The 18,487-nt window shown below is 34.4% G+C and carries 19 protein-coding genes and 1 tRNA gene; 1 reads left to right on the forward strand and 19 read right to left on the reverse strand.

Features of this window, described 5'->3' with window-relative positions; all coding sequences use genetic code 11:
- Nucleotides 1–97: 97 nt before the first annotated feature.
- The 12 genes from KFV12_RS08820 to KFV12_RS08875 all read right to left on the reverse strand — a co-directional run bounded on the left by KFV12_RS08820 (nucleotide 98) and on the right by KFV12_RS08875 (nucleotide 12,262).
- Nucleotides 98–553 carry a hypothetical protein gene (locus tag KFV12_RS08820; protein WP_111715325.1) on the reverse strand — a complete coding sequence of 152 codons (456 nt, stop codon included), beginning with the start codon at nucleotides 551–553 and terminating at the stop codon, nucleotides 98–100.
- Nucleotides 554–872: 319 nt separating this feature from the next.
- A complete protein-coding gene (gene hemL / locus KFV12_RS08825) occupies nucleotides 873–2,159 on the reverse strand; it encodes a glutamate-1-semialdehyde 2,1-aminomutase (RefSeq protein ID WP_254256590.1) in 1,287 nt (428 codons plus the stop codon).
- A gap of 1 nt (nucleotide 2,160) precedes the next feature.
- Nucleotides 2,161–3,144 (reverse strand): porphobilinogen synthase, encoded by a 984-nt coding sequence (gene hemB / locus KFV12_RS08830; RefSeq protein ID WP_111715329.1) that lies wholly within the window; start codon nucleotides 3,142–3,144, stop codon nucleotides 2,161–2,163.
- Entirely contained in the window at nucleotides 3,144–3,827 is a 684-nt protein-coding gene (locus tag KFV12_RS08835) for a uroporphyrinogen-III synthase (RefSeq protein ID WP_254256591.1), read from the reverse strand. Before KFV12_RS08835 ends, hemB begins: the two co-directional genes overlap by 1 nt.
- 12 nt (nucleotides 3,828–3,839) lie before the next feature.
- Entirely contained in the window at nucleotides 3,840–4,772 is a 933-nt protein-coding gene (gene hemC / locus KFV12_RS08840) for a hydroxymethylbilane synthase (protein ID WP_099580052.1), read from the reverse strand.
- A gap of 15 nt (nucleotides 4,773–4,787) precedes the next feature.
- Nucleotides 4,788–5,621, reverse strand: coding sequence for a cytochrome c biogenesis protein CcsA (gene ccsA, locus KFV12_RS08845; protein WP_254256592.1), 834 nt, complete (start codon nucleotides 5,619–5,621; stop codon nucleotides 4,788–4,790).
- An 8-nt stretch (nucleotides 5,622–5,629) separates the two neighbouring features.
- Complete coding sequence (gene hemA / locus KFV12_RS08850; protein ID WP_111715334.1) at nucleotides 5,630–6,970, reverse strand: glutamyl-tRNA reductase; 1,341 nt, start codon at nucleotides 6,968–6,970, stop codon at nucleotides 5,630–5,632.
- Between the two features lie 97 nt (nucleotides 6,971–7,067).
- Nucleotides 7,068–7,658: a ribosome biogenesis GTP-binding protein YihA/YsxC gene (gene yihA, locus KFV12_RS08855; RefSeq protein WP_099580046.1), complete on the reverse strand. Its 591-nt coding sequence runs from the start codon at nucleotides 7,656–7,658 to the stop codon at nucleotides 7,068–7,070.
- A gap of 105 nt (nucleotides 7,659–7,763) precedes the next feature.
- On the reverse strand, nucleotides 7,764–9,020 hold the full coding sequence (clpX, locus tag KFV12_RS08860) for an ATP-dependent Clp protease ATP-binding subunit ClpX (RefSeq protein WP_111715337.1): 1,257 nt from the start codon (nucleotides 9,018–9,020) through the stop codon (nucleotides 7,764–7,766).
- Between the two features lie 208 nt (nucleotides 9,021–9,228).
- On the reverse strand, nucleotides 9,229–10,512 hold the full coding sequence (gene tig, locus KFV12_RS08865) for a trigger factor (RefSeq protein ID WP_239242838.1): 1,284 nt from the start codon (nucleotides 10,510–10,512) through the stop codon (nucleotides 9,229–9,231).
- 168 nt (nucleotides 10,513–10,680) lie between these two features.
- Nucleotides 10,681–11,640 carry a hypothetical protein gene (locus KFV12_RS08870; RefSeq protein WP_254256593.1) on the reverse strand — a complete coding sequence of 320 codons (960 nt, stop codon included), beginning with the start codon at nucleotides 11,638–11,640 and terminating at the stop codon, nucleotides 10,681–10,683.
- Nucleotide 11,641: 1 nt separating this feature from the next.
- Entirely contained in the window at nucleotides 11,642–12,262 is a 621-nt protein-coding gene (locus KFV12_RS08875) for an NUDIX domain-containing protein (protein ID WP_111715341.1), read from the reverse strand.
- 208 nt (nucleotides 12,263–12,470) lie between these two features.
- Here KFV12_RS08875 and KFV12_RS08880 point away from each other — a divergent pair, with 208 nt between their 5' ends.
- Nucleotides 12,471–13,208 carry an NAD-dependent protein deacylase gene (locus KFV12_RS08880; RefSeq protein WP_254256594.1) on the forward strand — a complete coding sequence of 246 codons (738 nt, stop codon included), beginning with the start codon at nucleotides 12,471–12,473 and terminating at the stop codon, nucleotides 13,206–13,208.
- Between the two features lie 21 nt (nucleotides 13,209–13,229).
- On the opposite strand, the gene KFV12_RS08885 is transcribed toward KFV12_RS08880, so the two are convergent.
- The 7 genes from KFV12_RS08885 to sdhA all read right to left on the reverse strand — a co-directional run bounded on the left by KFV12_RS08885 (nucleotide 13,230) and on the right by sdhA (nucleotide 18,460).
- A tRNA-Arg gene (locus KFV12_RS08885) sits at nucleotides 13,230–13,303 on the reverse strand.
- Nucleotides 13,304–13,482: 179 nt separating this feature from the next.
- Complete coding sequence (locus tag KFV12_RS08890; RefSeq protein ID WP_111715344.1) at nucleotides 13,483–13,983, reverse strand: YfcE family phosphodiesterase; 501 nt, start codon at nucleotides 13,981–13,983, stop codon at nucleotides 13,483–13,485.
- Between the two features lie 2 nt (nucleotides 13,984–13,985).
- Nucleotides 13,986–14,570, reverse strand: a complete 585-nt coding sequence (locus KFV12_RS08895) for an XTP/dITP diphosphatase (protein ID WP_240837063.1) — start codon at nucleotides 14,568–14,570, stop codon at nucleotides 13,986–13,988.
- On the reverse strand, nucleotides 14,567–15,373 hold the full coding sequence (gene racE, locus KFV12_RS08900) for a glutamate racemase (protein ID WP_099580030.1): 807 nt from the start codon (nucleotides 15,371–15,373) through the stop codon (nucleotides 14,567–14,569). Before racE ends, KFV12_RS08895 begins: the two co-directional genes overlap by 4 nt.
- Entirely contained in the window at nucleotides 15,373–15,807 is a 435-nt protein-coding gene (locus KFV12_RS08905; protein WP_254256595.1) for a MarR family winged helix-turn-helix transcriptional regulator, read from the reverse strand. Before KFV12_RS08905 ends, racE begins: the two co-directional genes overlap by 1 nt.
- 122 nt (nucleotides 15,808–15,929) lie before the next feature.
- Nucleotides 15,930–16,694 carry a succinate dehydrogenase iron-sulfur subunit gene (gene sdhB, locus KFV12_RS08910; RefSeq protein WP_099580027.1) on the reverse strand — a complete coding sequence of 255 codons (765 nt, stop codon included), beginning with the start codon at nucleotides 16,692–16,694 and terminating at the stop codon, nucleotides 15,930–15,932.
- Nucleotides 16,695–16,696: 2 nt separating this feature from the next.
- Nucleotides 16,697–18,460: a succinate dehydrogenase flavoprotein subunit gene (sdhA, locus tag KFV12_RS08915; RefSeq protein ID WP_133424076.1), complete on the reverse strand. Its 1,764-nt coding sequence runs from the start codon at nucleotides 18,458–18,460 to the stop codon at nucleotides 16,697–16,699.
- Nucleotides 18,461–18,487 lie beyond the last annotated feature (27 nt).

Genomic DNA, 18,487 nt, shown 5'->3' on the forward strand with positions numbered 1-18,487 from the left:
TTGTTACTATTAATATATAGAAGAATAAAAAAAAACACATATAAATTGCTTATAACAAAAAAACAGGACTCATATCGAGTCCTGTTAATTAATTATGTTAAGCAGCTAAATCAAAGTTTGTGATTGTTGCAAGATCAAACTTTTTGATTGAAGCTTCTTCAGTTGTAGCATCTTCAGTAGTTTCTTCTTCTGTCGTTGCTTTTTCTTCAGTAGTTGTTTCTGTATCTGTTTTGTCTTTATCATCATTATCATCTTTATTATTACAGAAACTTAACGCTAAGATTGCTAATAAAGCAAGTAATAATAATGGTAATAACCATGCCCATGGGCTTTTCTTCTTAGGTTCACGTTCGATGTGATCATGACGTACACGGTCATGTTCTTCAACTACGACCTTATCATGATGTTCACCTTCACGAACTTTACGGCCATCTTTGTAAGTGTCGCCGTCTGCTTGATGCGTAACGTGCGTTTTGTTACGATCAGTTTCTGAATTATAAATTACATCTCTGTCTTGATTATTTCTGTTATTATCGTTTCTATTGTTTGACATGATAACTACCTCCACAAATTGTTTTTATGTAATTGAAAATTAATTACATAAGTAAGATAACCTTAAAAACATAGTTATAAACATTTTTGCTCAAAAAAAATTCAAAAAGTGCCCAAAAACCTTTAATATCAATGCACTTTTTTTCATTTTTAATTTGTAGCAGACAGTGTTCGAAAGAAATTTTCAATATATTCAATAAAATATATTGTACTATATTCTTTCAAATTACAATAATAATAAAAAAGGAACAATAATCACATACAATCGATTATTGTTCCTTTTCAAAAATATTTATATTTAAATTTTCGTATTTAATTTTTTATTTTTTGACTTTAGATAAGGACATATCAAATGCATTTAACGTCTTATCAATATCATCGCTACTATGTTGTGTAGACATAAACATCCCCTCAAATTGTGAAGGTGGTAAGAACACGCCATTATTCGCCATTTCCTTGTACATCGCTGCAAATAATTTCAAATCTGATTGAGCAGCAATTTCAAAGTTCGTCACTTTTTCATCGTTCAGGAAGTAACCAATCATACTGCCTGCTCTATTTACAGTAATCGGTACGTTATGTTTATTAAACACCTCATATAATCCTTTTTCTAACTGATCACCTAATTGATTAAAGTGCACATAGCTCTCCTTAGTTAATTGGCTTAAAGTATAATATCCACCTGTCATAGCTAAAGGATTACCGCTTAACGTTCCCGCCTGATAAATACTACCGGCTGGAGCGATGTTCTCCATAATTTCACGTTTACCACCAAAAGCCCCAACAGGCAGTCCTCCACCTATAACTTTTCCAAGACACGTTAAATCAGGTGTCACACCAAAGTATCCTTGTGCACAATTATAATCTACTCTAAAACCTGTCATCACTTCATCAAAGATAAGTAATGCACCATATTGTGTCGTAATATCACGCAATCCTTGTAAGAATCCTTCTACAGGAGGTACAACTCCCATATTCCCGGCTACTGGTTCTACAATTATACACGCAATATCATCACCATATTTTTCAAAAGCAACTTGAACTGCATCTAAATCATTGTAATGAACTGTAATGGTATTCTCAGCAGTTCCTTTAGGTACACCTGGTGAGTCAGGTAATCCAAGCGTTGCTACACCAGATCCTGCTTTAATCAATAATGAATCACTATGTCCGTGATAACATCCGATAAACTTTAATATTTTATTTTTTCCGGTATATCCGCGTGCTAAACGAAGTGCAGCGAGGGTTGCTTCTGTCCCACTTGATACCATACGAACCATCTCAACTGACGGCACACGTTCAATCACAAGTTTTGCCATTTCATTTTCCAGTGTTGTAGGTGCACCAAAACTACTACCTTTCAAGATAGCTTTTTGAAGTTCATCCGTAACTTTTTCATCAGCATGACCTAAAATTAACGGTCCCCAGCTTAATACATAATCGATATACTCATTGCCGTCGATATCATATATTTTTGAACCTTTACCGTGATCCATAAATATTGGATCCATATCTACACTTTTAAATGCACGCACTGGACTGTTAACGCCTCCAGGCATTAATTCTATAGCTGACTTGAATGCATCATGTGATTTATTAAAATTCATATTAGTATTCTCCTTTATCGATGTAATTACAAATGTCTTTCGCAAAATAAGTAATAATCATATCTGCACCAGCACGTTTCATTGAAAGCATCTGTTCCATTACAACGCGTTCTTCATCTATCCAGCCATTTGCTGCAGCAGCTTTTGTCATTGAATATTCTCCGCTGACATTATATGCAACAATCGGAAGATTACTATTATTACGTACATCACGAATAATATCTAAATAACTTAAAGCTGGTTTAATAATCATCATGTCGCAACCTTCTTTTTCATCACTTTGTAGCTCACGTAGTGCTTCAAGGCGATTTGCCGGATCCATTTGATATGTCTTTCTATCACCATGACTTGGCGCACTCTCAGCTGCATCACGGAATGGACCGTAAAATGCTGACGCATATTTAATACCGTAGCTCATAATCGGAATATTAATAAAGCCAGCTTCATCTAAACCTTTACGAATTTCTGCAACAAATCCATCCATCATATTACTTGGCGCAATAATATCTGCGCCCGCTTTCGCTTGAGAAACTGCTGTTTTAACAAGAAGGGGTAACGTTTCATCATTGATGACGTCATGTGTATGATCATCTAGCACACCACAATGACCATGGTCTGTATATTCACATAAACAAGTATCCGCTAATACGAGTAAATCCGGATATAATGACTTCGCTAAACGTGTTGCCTTCTGAATAACACCATCATCATCAAATGCGCCTGTACCACATTCGTCTTTATGATTCGGGATGCCAAAAAACATAATTGCACGAATTCCTGAATCATATGCATTTTTAATTTCTTCTTCAACAATATTTAAACTCCACTGGTAAATCCCCGGCATTGATGTAATCTCATTTTTTACATCGTCTTTTTCAACGACGAATATTGGATAGATTAAATCTCTCTTCGCAATACTCGTTTCTCTTACCATGTTTCGCATATTAATTGAAGAACGTAAACGTCTATGTCTATCAAAATTCATTATAATCCACCTTTTCTCTTGTTTTCTATATTCAATATAGTATCAATCATACTCTTCTTCGTTTCAAACTGACTTACATAATGCTCAATATTTAATTGATTTAATGCACTGCTCGTGACATGGCCAATCGCCATAACAGATATATACTGTTCTAATTTCTGTTTACCAAACGCACTAACACTAGATGGTGACATGAAAGTTATCCAGTCTACCTGCTGTGTTCGCATCAATTGTAATGCTGAATTAATATTTTCATCAATTTTTACAGGTCTGTATAAATCAATTCTATCGACATCCGCCAAAGATTTCAATGCTTCATACATTTTCGGTCTCGCTTCTGTTGAAATAGGTAAACACACTGTACTGTGACAAAATATATTATCCATTTCATCGATGAAACTTTCCTGATTAAATTGAGACGGCATAAATGCTACTTTATGATTGTAATGTTCAATATGTTCTTTTGTTTTTATTCCTATCGCAGCGATATTTTCAAAAGTAACATGAGCATACAGTTTAAAAAAGATTTCTACTGCATTTTTACTCGTAAAAATAAGCCAATCATAGTGCTGACGTGTAGGTTGTACAGGAAGAGGTTCAACACCGATAAACGGTAGGTGAATAATTTCAACGCGCTCATCCTTATACAATTTACTATCTGTCATCAATACAATTGGCTTCATGGTTACCATCCTCTAATTTGATTTTGGCGTATTATTTAAAGTTTCGATAATCTTTTGTGCACCATTTCGTTGCATGGCATCAGCTACTTTCGCACCTAATGCAACAGGGTCAGTACCTGATTCAGTTACTTTATATTTCTCTTTACCGTCAGTAGACATAATCAGACCGGTAAAAGTAATTTCATCATTAGACATTACTGCATGTCCCGCAATCGGTACTTGACAGCTGCCATCCATAAGTTTTAAAAATTCGCGCTCTGCCTGTGTGCATACTTCAGTTTCACTGTTGTGAACGGTAGCAAGTAATGAAAGCGTCTCTAAATCATCAATACGACATTCAATCCCTAAAGCGCCTTGCCCAATAGCTGGAAGCATTGTTTCAGGATCAAGATATTCTGTTACAATATCTTCACCCCAACCCATACGGTTAAGTCCAGCCGCAGCTAATATAATGGCATCAAAGTTTTCAGTTTCAAGCTTTTTAAGTCGTGTATCAATATTTCCACGAATCCATTCTATATTAAGATGTGGGTATAAATTTAATATTTGAGCGCCACGACGTAAAGACGATGTCCCTACAATTGCACCTTCTTTTAAGTCAGATAACTTAACGTGTCCTTTAGAAATAAATGCATCTCGTGCATCTTCTCTATCTGGAATACAACCTAATGTGAGCCCTTCTGGCAATACACTTGGTACATCTTTTAAAGAATGAATCGCAAAATCAATTTCTTTATTATAAAGCGCAGCTTCAATTTCTTTAACGAACAATCCTTTTCCACCAACTTTAGATAATTGCACATTAACAATCTGGTCGCCTTTAGTCACAATCTCTTTAATTTCTATTTCAACGCCTGGATTCTTTTCTTTAAGTTTAGCGATAAACTGCTTGCTTTGAGTAAGTGCAAGCTGACTTCTTCTAGAACCAACGATAAATTTTTTCATATTAGCCTCCAAATATTAATAGAATAACTGGTGGAATCCTGAAAAACGAGAAATGATTAAATAATTAATGAGTAATAATAAGAATAACACGATATTAAAATCCATCAATCTATGCATCATCAACTTGTTTTTTTGATGTAAAAATATATATACGGAATAACCGATAAGTAGTAACAGTGAACCTAACACTTTAGAGTCCGTCCAGATGGATTTCCCTTCAAAAGTAATTCCCCAGTAAATGCCTAATATTAATGAAATCATTAACATAACGCAGCCAATTATCGAGAATATTTGTACAAATCGATTCAAACTTTCCAGATCACTTATTCTGAAAAATTTATGATTAAATTTCTTTTGTTTTAATTGGTGCATTTGTATTAAGTATAACACGGCATGCAAAGCAGCTATTAAAAACATGACATAAGAAACTATTGCAAGTGTAACATGTATCCACAATAGTTCATTCATCATATGTGAAACAGTTGTTCCAGTAGAAAGATCTAAAGGTTGAAACGTATGAATCATCATAAATACGAATCCTATTAAATTCATCAAAAAGATAAAAAACTCTGTTCGAATTACCTTAGATAATATTAATGATATCAAAATTATGAGCCACGTAAAAAAATAGAAACCTTCATTGATCGTTTCTATAGGAATCCGCCCCACTATAAAAATAAACAAGATAATTGAAATTGACTGCAAAACAAATACGCTAAGTAATAATAAATATCCATAACGTTTAAGTCGGGGTGACTTCTCTACAAAGTCAAAGAAATAACAAGCAATACTTATCATGTATAGAATAAGTATTGCTTCATGTAAACGCATTAATAATAATTCATTCATTTTATCACCTAATGTTTAGGACTTAACGTAAAGCTCTCTTCCGTACGATGTACCATCGTTACATTTTGATTTAAACTTTCAACTTCATTTGAAATATTAAAGATATCCTGGAAAAACTGAAGTTCTGCTTCTCTATTTTCAGAACCACTAATTTCTTTTGCCTGTGAAATTGGGTCTTTTAACATTTGATTGATGATACTCTTCATATGTTTAGAAATTACTTTTCTTTCACGATCTGTTAAGTCCGGCATTTTACGATCAATACTTTCCATCGTTGTTTCCTGAATACGTAATGCTTTTTCACGTAATGCAGTAATAACTGGTACAACACCTAGCATATTAATCCAGGCAATAAAATCTTCGACTTGTGTATCTATCATCGTCTCGATGATATTTGCTGCTTTTTGACGCTCAGCTAAATTTGCATCCACTAATCCTTTAAGATCATCAACGTCGTAGTTAAAGATAAGATCAATATCATTCACAGCAGGATCAATGTCACGTGGCACTGCAATATCAATTAATACGATTGAACGATTATTACGCATCTTCATTAAATCATACATCATCGGTTTCGTAATAATAAAATCCTGAGCACTTGTAGAAGAAATAACAATATCATTTTCAATTAATGCACATTGTAATTCATCCATAGATTTTTGACTCCCACCGTATTTATCTGCAAGAGAGATTGCTTTTTCTGCTGTACGATTAATTACGGTAATCTCCGCTGCACCAGAACCTACTAAGTTCTCTAATGCAAGCTCAGCCATTTCTCCGGCACCAATGATTAAGATTTTTTTATTTTCTAATGTGCCTAAGACTTTCTTAGATAATTCAACTGCTGCATACGAAACAGATACTGCTTTTGAAGAAATATCAGTTTCAGCATGTGCTTTCTTTGCAAGCGTAATTGCATCTTTGAATAAACGATTAAAAATCGTACCTGTTGTACCTTCTGTTTGAGCAAGTAAGAAACTATCTCTCATTTGACCTAAAATTTGAGTTTCACCTAGTACAATTGAATCTAGCCCTGTAATTACTTTAAATAGATGGTAAATTGCAGCATGTCCAACTTTTACATCTGTTACTGATTTAACGATGTCTATATCCACATCAAACCATTCAGATAAAAATGATTTTATATAATATCTACCTGTATGCACCTGATCAACGACAGCATAGATTTCTGTTCTATTACATGTGGATAGGATTACACCTTCTAACACTGATTTTTGATTAATAAGTGCACTATGTGCACGTTCAATCGTTTCATCTGAAAATGTAAGTTTCTCCCTCAAACTCACATCAGCTGTTTTGTGATTCACACTCACAACAACGATATGCATGTATTCCGCCCCCAATTTTTTGCCATTACTTCTATACTAACATTTCTTTTATGTTTTATTTACAAAATATAAATATTCGTCACTAAAAATTCACAAATTATTTTAAGTACTTCTCAATTGCATTAAGGATTAAATCATTCTTGGCATTACTTAATGAAGAATAACTAATAAGTGTATCATCTGGATCCATATCCAAATCTTGTTTAATCACCTTAAGATGTTTCTGAACTTTTCCTTTAGGAATTTTATCTTCTTTCGTAGCGATAACGATTGTTGGTATATCATAATGTTTTAAAAAGTCGTACATTAATCTGTCATCTTCACTAGGATTATGACGTATATCAACAAGTTGAATAACAACCGCTAAAGACTCACGGGTCGTAATATATGTCTCAATCATCTTTCCCCAGCGTTCACGCTCTGTTTTAGAAACTTTTGCATACCCATATCCAGGTACATCGACAAAGACTAATTGGTCATCAATCTTAAAGAAATTTAATGTTTGTGTCTTACCTGGCTTCGAAGAGATACGTGCCATACTCTTACGGCCAATCATCGTATTTATAAAAGATGATTTACCAACATTCGAACGTCCAGCTAAAGCAACTTCCGGTAAACCTGTATCTGGATACTGTTCAGGTTTTACTGCGCTGATTAATATTTCTACATTATTTGGATTTATATTCATGACTTTCTCCTGTTCTTCATTTACGTCTTACTATTATACACGATTTTTTAATAAATATATGATAATTGATTTATAAATAGTAAAAAACCCACCATACGGCAGGTTTTATGCTGAAGTTACAATATCATTAATTAATTTATCATCTGCATCATACATTTCTGGCGCAGCATCATCTTTTATTGCAGCTTCTGTAATAACAACGCGTTTAACATTTTCTAGTGAAGGAATGTCGAACATTACGTCCATCATGGATTCTTCAATAATTGAACGTAATCCACGCGCACCTGTTTTCCTTTCAATTGCTAACTGGCTGATCGCTGTTAAAGCTTCCTCAGTAAACTCTAATTCAACTTCATCTAAAGCAAGCATTTTAGTATATTGCTTAACCAAGGCATTCTTAGGTTGTGTCAAAATACTTTTCAGCGCTTCAACATCAAGTTGTTCAAGGTTAGCGACTACAGGAATACGACCGATAAATTCAGGTATTAACCCATAGCTTTGTAAATCTTCTGGTTTAATTTGTGATAAAAGCGTCTCATCATCAAAATCTTTCTCTTTAATTCCGGTAAATCCAATAACTTTTTCACCAAGACGACGTTTAATCACTTCATCAATACCATCAAACGCGCCACCTAAAATAAATAGAATATTCGTCGTATCAATCTGAATAAATTCCTGGTTTGGGTGTTTTCTACCACCTTGTGGCGGAACACTTGCAACAGTACCTTCTAAAATTTTAAGTAACGCTTGTTGTACACCTTCACCACTTACATCGCGCGTAATCGATGTATTTTCTGATTTACGGGCAATCTTATCGATTTCATCGACATAGATAATCCCTTTTTCAGCACGTTCAATATCAAAATCAGCCGCTTGAATTAAACGGAGCAAAATGTTTTCAACGTCTTCACCTACATAACCCGCTTCAGTTAAACTTGTTGCATCTGCAATTGCAAATGGAACGTTTAATGAACGTGCTAAAGTTTGTGCTAATAACGTTTTACCTGAACCCGTTGGACCAATTAAAGCGATATTACTTTTTTGTAATTCAACCTCTTCTTCATCCATCGGTTTAAAAATACGTTTATAATGATTATATACTGCAACAGACAGCGCTTTTTTCGCTTTTGTCTGACCAATTACATATTCATCTAATAAAGCTAACATTTCATGTGGTTTAGGAATTTCAGTGATTTCTTCATGTTCAATCGTTTTAAGTTCTTCAGCAACGATTTCTGAACATAATTCGATACATTCGTTACAAATGTATACACCACTACCTGCTACAAGTTTCTTAACCTGATCTTGATCCTTACCACAGAATGAGCATTTTAAGTTCTCTTCTTCATTAAATTTAGACACACTTAACACCCCTATCTTTTAAAGAATATACTAAAGTTTCCTGTTGTTTGCAAACTTTTAATTCGAAAATCATCTGCTTTTTATTTATCTATAATTTAAATTAATCATTATCATAACAAAACCGAACAAACTTAAAAATCAAAAGCGATTTTACGGTTTGTTCGGTTTCTGATTATATTGATAGTTAAACTATATACAATACTACTTATTATTTAGTTTTAGATTCAGAAACTAAAACGTCAATTGCTTTTTGGATACGAAGATCGTCTTTTAAGATTGCTCCATTACCTAATGCAGCTTTAATATCTTCAACTGACATACCGAACTGCTCACTCATTTTTGTAAGTTCTGCATCAACATCTGCATCGCTTACTTCAATATTTTCAGCATTAGCAATCGCAGCTAAAGTTAAGTTCGTTTTAACACGTTGTTCAGCATCAGCTTTCATGCTCTCTTTTAATTGCTCTTCAGTTTGACCTGAAAACTGGAAGTATAATTCTAAATTTAAACCTTGTTGTGCAATACGTTGTTCAAATTCTTGCATCATACGATCTAATTCTGTGTTGATCATTGCTTCAGGGATATCTACTTTAGCATTTTCAACTGCTTGCATTACTAAGCTTTCTTTCGTATCGTTTTCAGCTTGTAATTTCTTTTGTTCTTCTAAATCTGCTTTATATTTAGTTTTATAAGCATCAACTGAATCAACTGACTCATCTAATTCTTTAGCCATTTCATCATCTAATTCAGGTACTTCTTTAGATTTAACTTCGTTGATTTTTACTTTAAATACTGCTTCTTTACCAGCTAATTCTTCAGCATGGTATTCTTCAGGGAATGTAACGTTAACGTCTTTTTCGTCGCCAACTTTAGTTCCAACTAATTGCTCTTCGAAACCAGGAATAAATTGACCTGAACCGATTTCTAAATCGTATCCTTCAGCTTTTCCACCTTCGAATGCTTCATCATTAACATAACCATCAAAGTCTAAGTTAACAACATCGCCTTCAGCAACTTCGCCTTCTTCTTTAACAACTAATTCAGCTTTACGTGCTAGATCAGCATTGATTGCTTCATTTAATTCTTCTTCAGTTACTTCAGTCTCAAATTTTTCAACTTCAAGACCTTTGTAATCACCTAATTCAACTTCTGGTTCTACAGTAACTTTAGCAGTAAAGATTAATTCTTTACCTTTTTCCATTTGTTCTACATCAATTTCAGGACGATCTACAGGGTTAATACCTACTTCATCGATTGCGTTAGCATATGCATCCGGTAAGATGATATCTAATGCATCCTGGAATAAAGATTCAACACCGAAACGTTGTTCGAACATTTGACGAGGCATTTTTCCTTTACGGAAACCTGGTACGTTAACTTGTTTAACAACTTTAGCGAATGCTTTATCTAATCCAGCTTTAACTTCCTCTTCAGGAACTGTTACTGTTAATAATCCTTCATTACCTTCTTGTTTTTCCCATTTTGCTGACATGTGTAATTCCTCCACGTTTTTCTAAAATTTTTTCAACTCATTAATTATAGCATATAACAATCTTGCTTCAACATTTTTAGCTGAAATTACAAACTATAATATCATTTTTTATATTTTTTTATCAATGCCATGATAATACTTACATCTATCTATGTATCTAACATGTTTTTATTCATGTATCAGATTATAATTTTCTAGTAAATTAATAGCTTCAATTATATCTTCAAATTGTGTATAAGACAAATCTATCGCACTGTCTTCAATATTAAATAGTCTATTAAACATTGCAATATAAGCATCCACAACAGTTTGAGTAGCGCTATTAAAGAATGTCTGATAGTGAATTGGATGCATTACAGTATTGTGTAACTTCATCGTTTCTACAATAACATCAACGATGTTCGGACTATTGTTCTCATAGTATGCTTTAACTTCTTCAACTACTTCAGACATGAATGATGAATGGACCATCGTGTTTAAATTCAAAACATTGATTCTAGTATCGATATTGAGCTTTGTAAATTTCACTTCACCTTTAAAGTTCGATAATAATAAATACTCTATCATCATACTGCTAATTACAGGATGTATTTCATTATATTCTAATAGCTGAACAAAGCTCATCTGGAATCGAAAATCTTCAGATTCTATCAACTCCATAATCAATTCAAGCTGTTTATTGTAATCATTATCTTTAAAAGTCTGTATAAACTTTAAATGTGCATCATTTCTTTTATTCAACTGATGATTTGCCTCATCATAAAAAGGCATAAGTGACACTATCAGTTTGTGATCAACATCTTCACTACGCAGCCCTTCAATTAACTCAATCACCGTTTTATATTGTTTCAATTTTAATAAACTTTCTATAAAATACGGAACAATTGTTGAATATGCGTAATGTCCTTGATTAAGCAATATACTAGATTCTTCACGTAATTCAAGGAAACTCTCTAACTGATAAAGACAATCCAGTTTTATAAGATGCTCGTCTTCAGTTAACTCGAAATGCTTTTCATAATCATTGAATAAATCATATGCTGTTTCATAATCTGCACGCTTCATTGCTGCTTTTATCTGTTTCATTAAATTTCCTTGCAACTTCGGAAAGATAATAATATCAGACATACTAATGACCTACATTATATATAGATTCTATGATAATACGTGACCATGATTCATATTCATCAACTTGCATTAAAGTATTTTCCGGTTTCCATTCTATCTTTAAAGTATCTGTTTCATTCACATAAACTTCAGACGCTTTAACTTTTAGTTTAAATACTAAACCGATATGTACACGGCCAACTTCATTGTCATCATCGTTAATAAAACCGATTAAATTTAAATTTAGTGGGTTAACATCTTTAACGCCTACTTCTTCTTCTAATTCACGTGCAGCATTATCTAGTAACACCCCTTCAATCTGAGTATCATCTAGCTGATTCATATGACCGCCGATACCAATTGAGCTTAACCCATGAAGACGCGCTTCACCACCACCTGTTAAACGTTCATATACTAATATCTCATCGTTTTCATTTTCTAGGATACAATATGAAATCAATTGCTTATATGAAGGATCCTCTTCCATATCACCGCGACGTTTCACTTCGTATTTAGATAGTGTTTCATAAATTTCTAACGCCTTTTGATTTTCTATAGAAATAAAGCCATTAAAATGATTTTTCTCATGATTAAAGATGGTTTCACGATTCACCACTATTATTTGTTCATCAAATTTATTCATACAATACTCCTTAAATCTGTCTTAGTTAAATTTTAACCAAATTTCTATGCTAACTCAAATATATTTAAGCTTATTATAATGAGATAACAATTCGAAACGATTACTAAACTCACAAATGTTGATTATATCTGAATTCATACAAAGTTGCAAAATTGAGCACAATGACGCGTCATGATAAACTTATTATATTGATGAAAGGAGAAGAATAATGCGTATCCAACAATTTAAACAAGCATTACTTGATAGTAAGAAAATCGTATTCTTCGGAGGAGCTGGCGTATCGACTGAAAGTGGCATACCAGACTTCAGATCTGCTAATGGAATATTTATGCAGGAAACTAATTCAGAATTTTCACCTGAACAAATTATTTCTCATTCATTCTTTAAACGATATCCAAAGCATTACTTTGATTTCCACTTCGACAAACTTGTATATCCAGATGCACAGCCGAACCTTGCACATACTTTCCTTCGAACACTTGAAGATAACGGTAAAGACGTAACTGTCGTCACTCAAAATATCGATGGATTACACCAACTCGCAGGTTCATCAAAAGTACTTGAATTACACGGCACAGTAATCAATAACTCTTGTATTGAATGCAATCAAAATTATTCACTTAATGAATTGACATTAGATGAAACAGGCATTCCAAGATGCCCTAAAGATGGAGGTATTGTAAGACCAGACATCGTTATGTATGAAGAAGCGCTAGATACTAATACGATAGAAAGTGCTATTCAGGCAATCAATTCAGCAGATATGCTGATCGTTGCCGGAACTTCTCTATCAGTTTATCCTGCAGCAGGATTTGTAGATTTGTTTCATGGCAAATATCTCATTGTAATCAATAAAACACCACTGCGATCTGTAAGGGAAGATGCCATCATTTTTGAAGATACTATCAGTAATGTATTTAAAAAAATACAAAAAGAAAACCGCTAAAATGAATTAGCGGTTTTTTAGCGTCCTGGGAGGGATTCGAACCCCCGACCGACGGCTTAGAAGGCCGTTGCTCTATCCAGCTGAGCTACCAGGACTTAATTTTTTAAGACAAGATTAATTATAATCAACTTCTGACTATAAAGTCAATAACATTTGGTAAGGAAATTAATTGATAACCACAATAAATAAGTATATTTACACATTTATTCTAATTTAACAACAAAAATTAAGATAACATCACTGTTATCTTAATTTTTATCGTTCAATTGACACTCTAAAAAATTAATATCTCTTTACCAACAATATCATGCTGCTGGTTATAGAAAGTTACCATCTTATCACTTTCATCAAAAGTTAGAACAGCGTATGTTTCTTCTTCCTGACTTCTTGACTGTGCAATAGAGCCTGGATTAATACATACTACACCTTCAACTAGTTCAACACGTTTAACATGCAGATGACCATATAAAGCGATTTGACAATCTGCATCACGTGCAACACTGGCTAAACGTTCACGCCCATTACCAACTTGATAAAGATGTCCATGCGTTAAAAATGCATTAATATCTTTTTGCTGTAATTCAAATGTATCATAAAAATCTTTTCCGTAATCACAGTTTCCTTTTATTTTAATATAAGGCTTTAATTCAGCATCATTATAATCAAATTCTGAATCACCAAGATGAATATAGACGTCTGCATCATCATGAATTGATACAATATCGGTTAATATATTTTTCATAGAATGATTATCACTCACAACAACCCACTTCATTATTACGCCTCCTCGATTATGCCAGAATCCAGCATTTTTTGTATTGCTTTACCTCTATGTGAAATCTGTGCCTTTTCTTCTCCAGTCATTTCTGCTGTCGTCTTACCTTTACTTTCTACATAAAATATCGGATCATAACCAAATCCATTTTCCCCTTTAGGTTCATGTAGTAATTCTCCTTCTACTTCACCACGGAAAGTGCGTGTCTCTTTACCTGGAATACTGACTGCAATCACACATACAAATCTTGCCTGACGATTATCTTTATCCTGCATATTTTTAAGCACAAGCTCAAGATTCTTCTCATCAGTCGCATCTTCTCCCGAATAACGTGCTGAATATACGCCAGGTGCATTATCAAGTGCATCAACTTCTAATCCTGAGTCATCACTAATAACAATTTTATTTAACATTTTTGCTCCGTATTCTGACTTTAACGCAGCATTTTCTTCAAATGTTGTTCCCGTTTCTTCTACATCGAAGTTTGGAATCAAACTTTTAATACCTATAACATTATAGTCTTTAAAGATATGTTTAAAATCATTGATTTTTCCTTGATTACCTGTTGCGATTACGATATCTTTCATATATCCTCCAAGTGTATTGATTGTATTTTTAAGCTTTCATCGTTTAACCATTCTTTAGCGATACGGGAAAATTTCTCTGTTGGCCCATTAACATAAAATTCATGATGTGGCGTTTCATTATATTTAGCATGTTCCTGACTAAATGTAAGTAATGCACTTACTTCTCTGGCCGTTTCTAATCCAGATGAAATTACTTTCTTTTCACCTTCAAAATACTTTTCAATATAATCCTGTAATAATGGATAGTGTGTACATCCTAAAATGACTGTATCACTCTTATCATGACGCCAGTCGCGTAAAGTTTTATGGATAACGATATTTGATATTGTAGGATCTTTATATCTTACCTGCTCAACTAAAGGCACAAAATCCGGACAACTTACACCATTGACATCTATTTTAGGATTGATGGATTTAATCTTATCACGATAGGCCTCAGATTTAATGGTACCTTCAGTACCTAATACAAGTACTTGATTGTTTGTTGTCGTCATGATTGCCGTACGTGCGCCTGGTTCTATTACACCGATTACAGGAATTGAGAGCATTTTCTGCAAAGGTTCCAATGCAACAGCAGTTGCAGTATTGCAAGCAATTACGAGCATCTTAATATGTTTCGTTAATAGAAATTCAGCAAGCTGAATTGTAAAATCTTTCACTTGTTCAGGTGGTCTTGGTCCATAAGGACAACGACTGACATCACCTAAATAACAAATTGATTCATTTGGCAGCTGACGCATAATTTCTTTAGCAACTGTCAAACCACCTACGCCAGAATCAATTACACCAATTGGAGCTGACACTACTTTCCACCTTCTTCTGTTGCACTGTACAACTTATGTATTTGTTCCTTAAATATGGGTATTGTATCAATCATACTCTCTTCTACAATCTTCTTCAAAAATTTTTGTCTTTTGATGATAACCGCTTTAATTACTGATTCACCTTTTTCAGTAAGTTGTATACTTACTTTACGTTTATCATCAGTTTGTTTCACACGCTCTGCAAATCCATTGTTACTAAGCGCGTCAACAAGTTCAGAAGTGGATGAAATCGCTAAATTCATGTGTTTTGCAAGTGTTCCGATATTTAAGGGACTTGCTTCTTTAATCCACTGAATTGCAATAAACTGTGTTTCTGTAATTTCATGTTTTTTTAGTTCACTACGGCCTTCATTTTTAATAATTTCAGCTAGCCTTCTTAACTCATATTCTAATGTGACGATCGATTGATCCACTTCGCTACACCTCTATTCACCTTTAAACTTATCATATCAAATAATGTGCAAATAAAAAAAGGTTTTGAGATAGTAGAATCTCAAAACCTTTTATAAGGGCTAAACGCAAGTTCGATAGCCTCTTAGTTAACCTGATGATCCGATCCAAAGAACGATTTGAACATCTGGAATGTTGCTTCACGGTTCATCGCAGCGATTGATGTTGTTAAAGGAATGCCTTTTGGACAACTTCTTACACAGTTTTGTGAGTTACCACATTCTGCTAATCCGCCTTCTTCCATTAACGCATGAATTCTTTCATCTTTATTCATGCTTCCAGTTGGATGTAGGTTGAATAAACGTACTTGTGAAATAGGTTGTGCACCCATAAATTTAGAATTTGCATTCACGTTCGGACATACTTCTAAACATACACCACACGTCATACATTTAGATAATTCATATGCTGTCTGACGTTTCTTCTCTGGCATACGTGGTCCTGGTCCTAAGTCATATGTTCCATCAATTGGAACCCATGCTTTAACACGCTTTAAGTTATCGAACATTTTCGTACGATCAACTTGTAGGTCACGAATAACAGGGAATGTTGCCATAGGTGCTAAACGAATTGGTTGCTCTAATGTATCAATAATTGTTGAACAAGATTGACGTGCTTTTCCATTGACTACCATTGAACATGCGCCACAAACTTCTTCAAGACAGTTCATATCCCATGTTACAGGTGTCGTTTTTTCACCACGTTCATTTACTGGGTTTCTTTGAATTTCCATCAACGCAGCAATAACGTTCATATTTGGACGGTAAGGAATCACAAAGGTTTCATCATAAGGCTTAGAATTTTGATCTTTTTGACGTGTAATGATCAGTTTAATCGTTTTTTCTGCCATGATTATTTACCTCCTTTTGACTTCTTAGAGTAGTCACGTACACGTGGTGGGATTAAGCTAACATCAACTGGCTCATAGTAGAATTCAGGTGCTTCTTTAGCGCCTTTAAACTTAGCCATCGTAGTTTTTAACCACTCTTCGTCATTACGTTCAGGGAATTCAGGTTTGTAATGTGCACCACGTGATTCATTACGATTATACGCACCGATTGTCATAACACGTGCTAACACTAACATGTTCCATAATTGACGTGTAAAGAATACTGCCTGGTTGCTCCATAACGCAGTGTCTTCCATATCAATATCATGGTAACGTTCCATTAATTCTACAATTTTCTTATCTGTTTCTAATAATCGGTCATTATGACGTACAACTGTTACGTTAGCTGTCATAATTTCACCAAGTTCTTTATGCAATTTATATGCATTCTCAGAACCTTTCATATTTAATAAAGCATCGAAACGGCGTTGCTCTTCTTCAACTTTACGCGTATAAATATCATCCGGTAAATCTGTATAAGATTTATCTAGCGCTTTAATATATTTAATAGCATTTGGTCCTGCTACCATACCGCCGTAGATTGCAGATAATAAAGAGTTCGCTCCTAGACGGTTACCACCGTGTTGAGAGTAATCACATTCACCTGCTGCAAATAAACCTGGAATGTTCGTCATCTGATCGTAATCTACCCAGATTCCACCCATTGAATAATGTACCGCAGGGAAAATCTTCATCGGTACTTTACGCGGATCATCACCAGTGAACTTTTCGTAAATTTCGATGATTCCACCTAATTTAACGTCTAATTCATGCGCATCTTTATGACTTAAATCAAGGTATACCATGTTCTCGCCATTGATACCTAATTTTTGGTTCACACACACGTCAAAGATTTCACGTGTTGCGATATCACGAGGTACTAAGTTACCATAGTCAGGATATTTCTCTTCTAAGAAGTACCAAGGTTTACCGTCTTTATATGTCCAGACACGTCCACCTTCTCCACGTGCTGATTCACTCATTAAACGTAATTTATCATCACCAGGGATTGCTGTCGGGTGAATTTGAATGAATTCACCATTGGCATAGATTGCACCTTGTTGATATACAACAGAAGCTGCAGATCCTGTATTAATCATAGAGTTTGTAGACTTACCAAAGATAATACCAGGGCCACCTGTTGCCATAATCACTGCATCTGAACCAAATGATTTAATTTCAGAAGTCGTTAAGTTTTGAGCAACGATACCACGTGCAGCGCCTTCGTCATCAATAACTGCGCCCAAGAATTCCCATCCTTCATACTTCGTAACTAAACCTTCAACTTCAAATTTACGTACCTGCTCATCTAATGCATATAGTAATTGTTGTCCTGTTGTCGCACCAGCGAATGCTGTACGGTGATATAACGTTCCACCGAAACGACGGAAATCAAGTAATCCTTCTGGTGTTCTGTTGAACATAACACCCATACGGTCTAATAAATGGATGATACCAGGCGCTGCTGCTGTCATCGCTTTAACAGGTGGTTGGTTTGCTAAGAAATCTCCACCATATACTGTATCATCAAAGTGAATTAAAGGTGAGTCACCTTCACCTTTCGTATTTACTGCACCATTAATACCGCCTTGTGCACACACTGAGTGAGAACGTTTAACGGGTACTAATGAGAAAAGATCAACACTTGTACCTGCCTCTGCTGCTTTAATTGTTGCCATTAATCCGGCTAATCCACCGCCGACAACAATAATATTACTTTTTGCCATTATATTGTCACTCCCCTAAATTTCTTA

It is taken from the genome of Macrococcus epidermidis, assembly GCF_024205965.1.
Taxonomy (GTDB): Bacteria; Bacillota; Bacilli; order Staphylococcales; family Staphylococcaceae; genus Macrococcoides; species Macrococcoides epidermidis.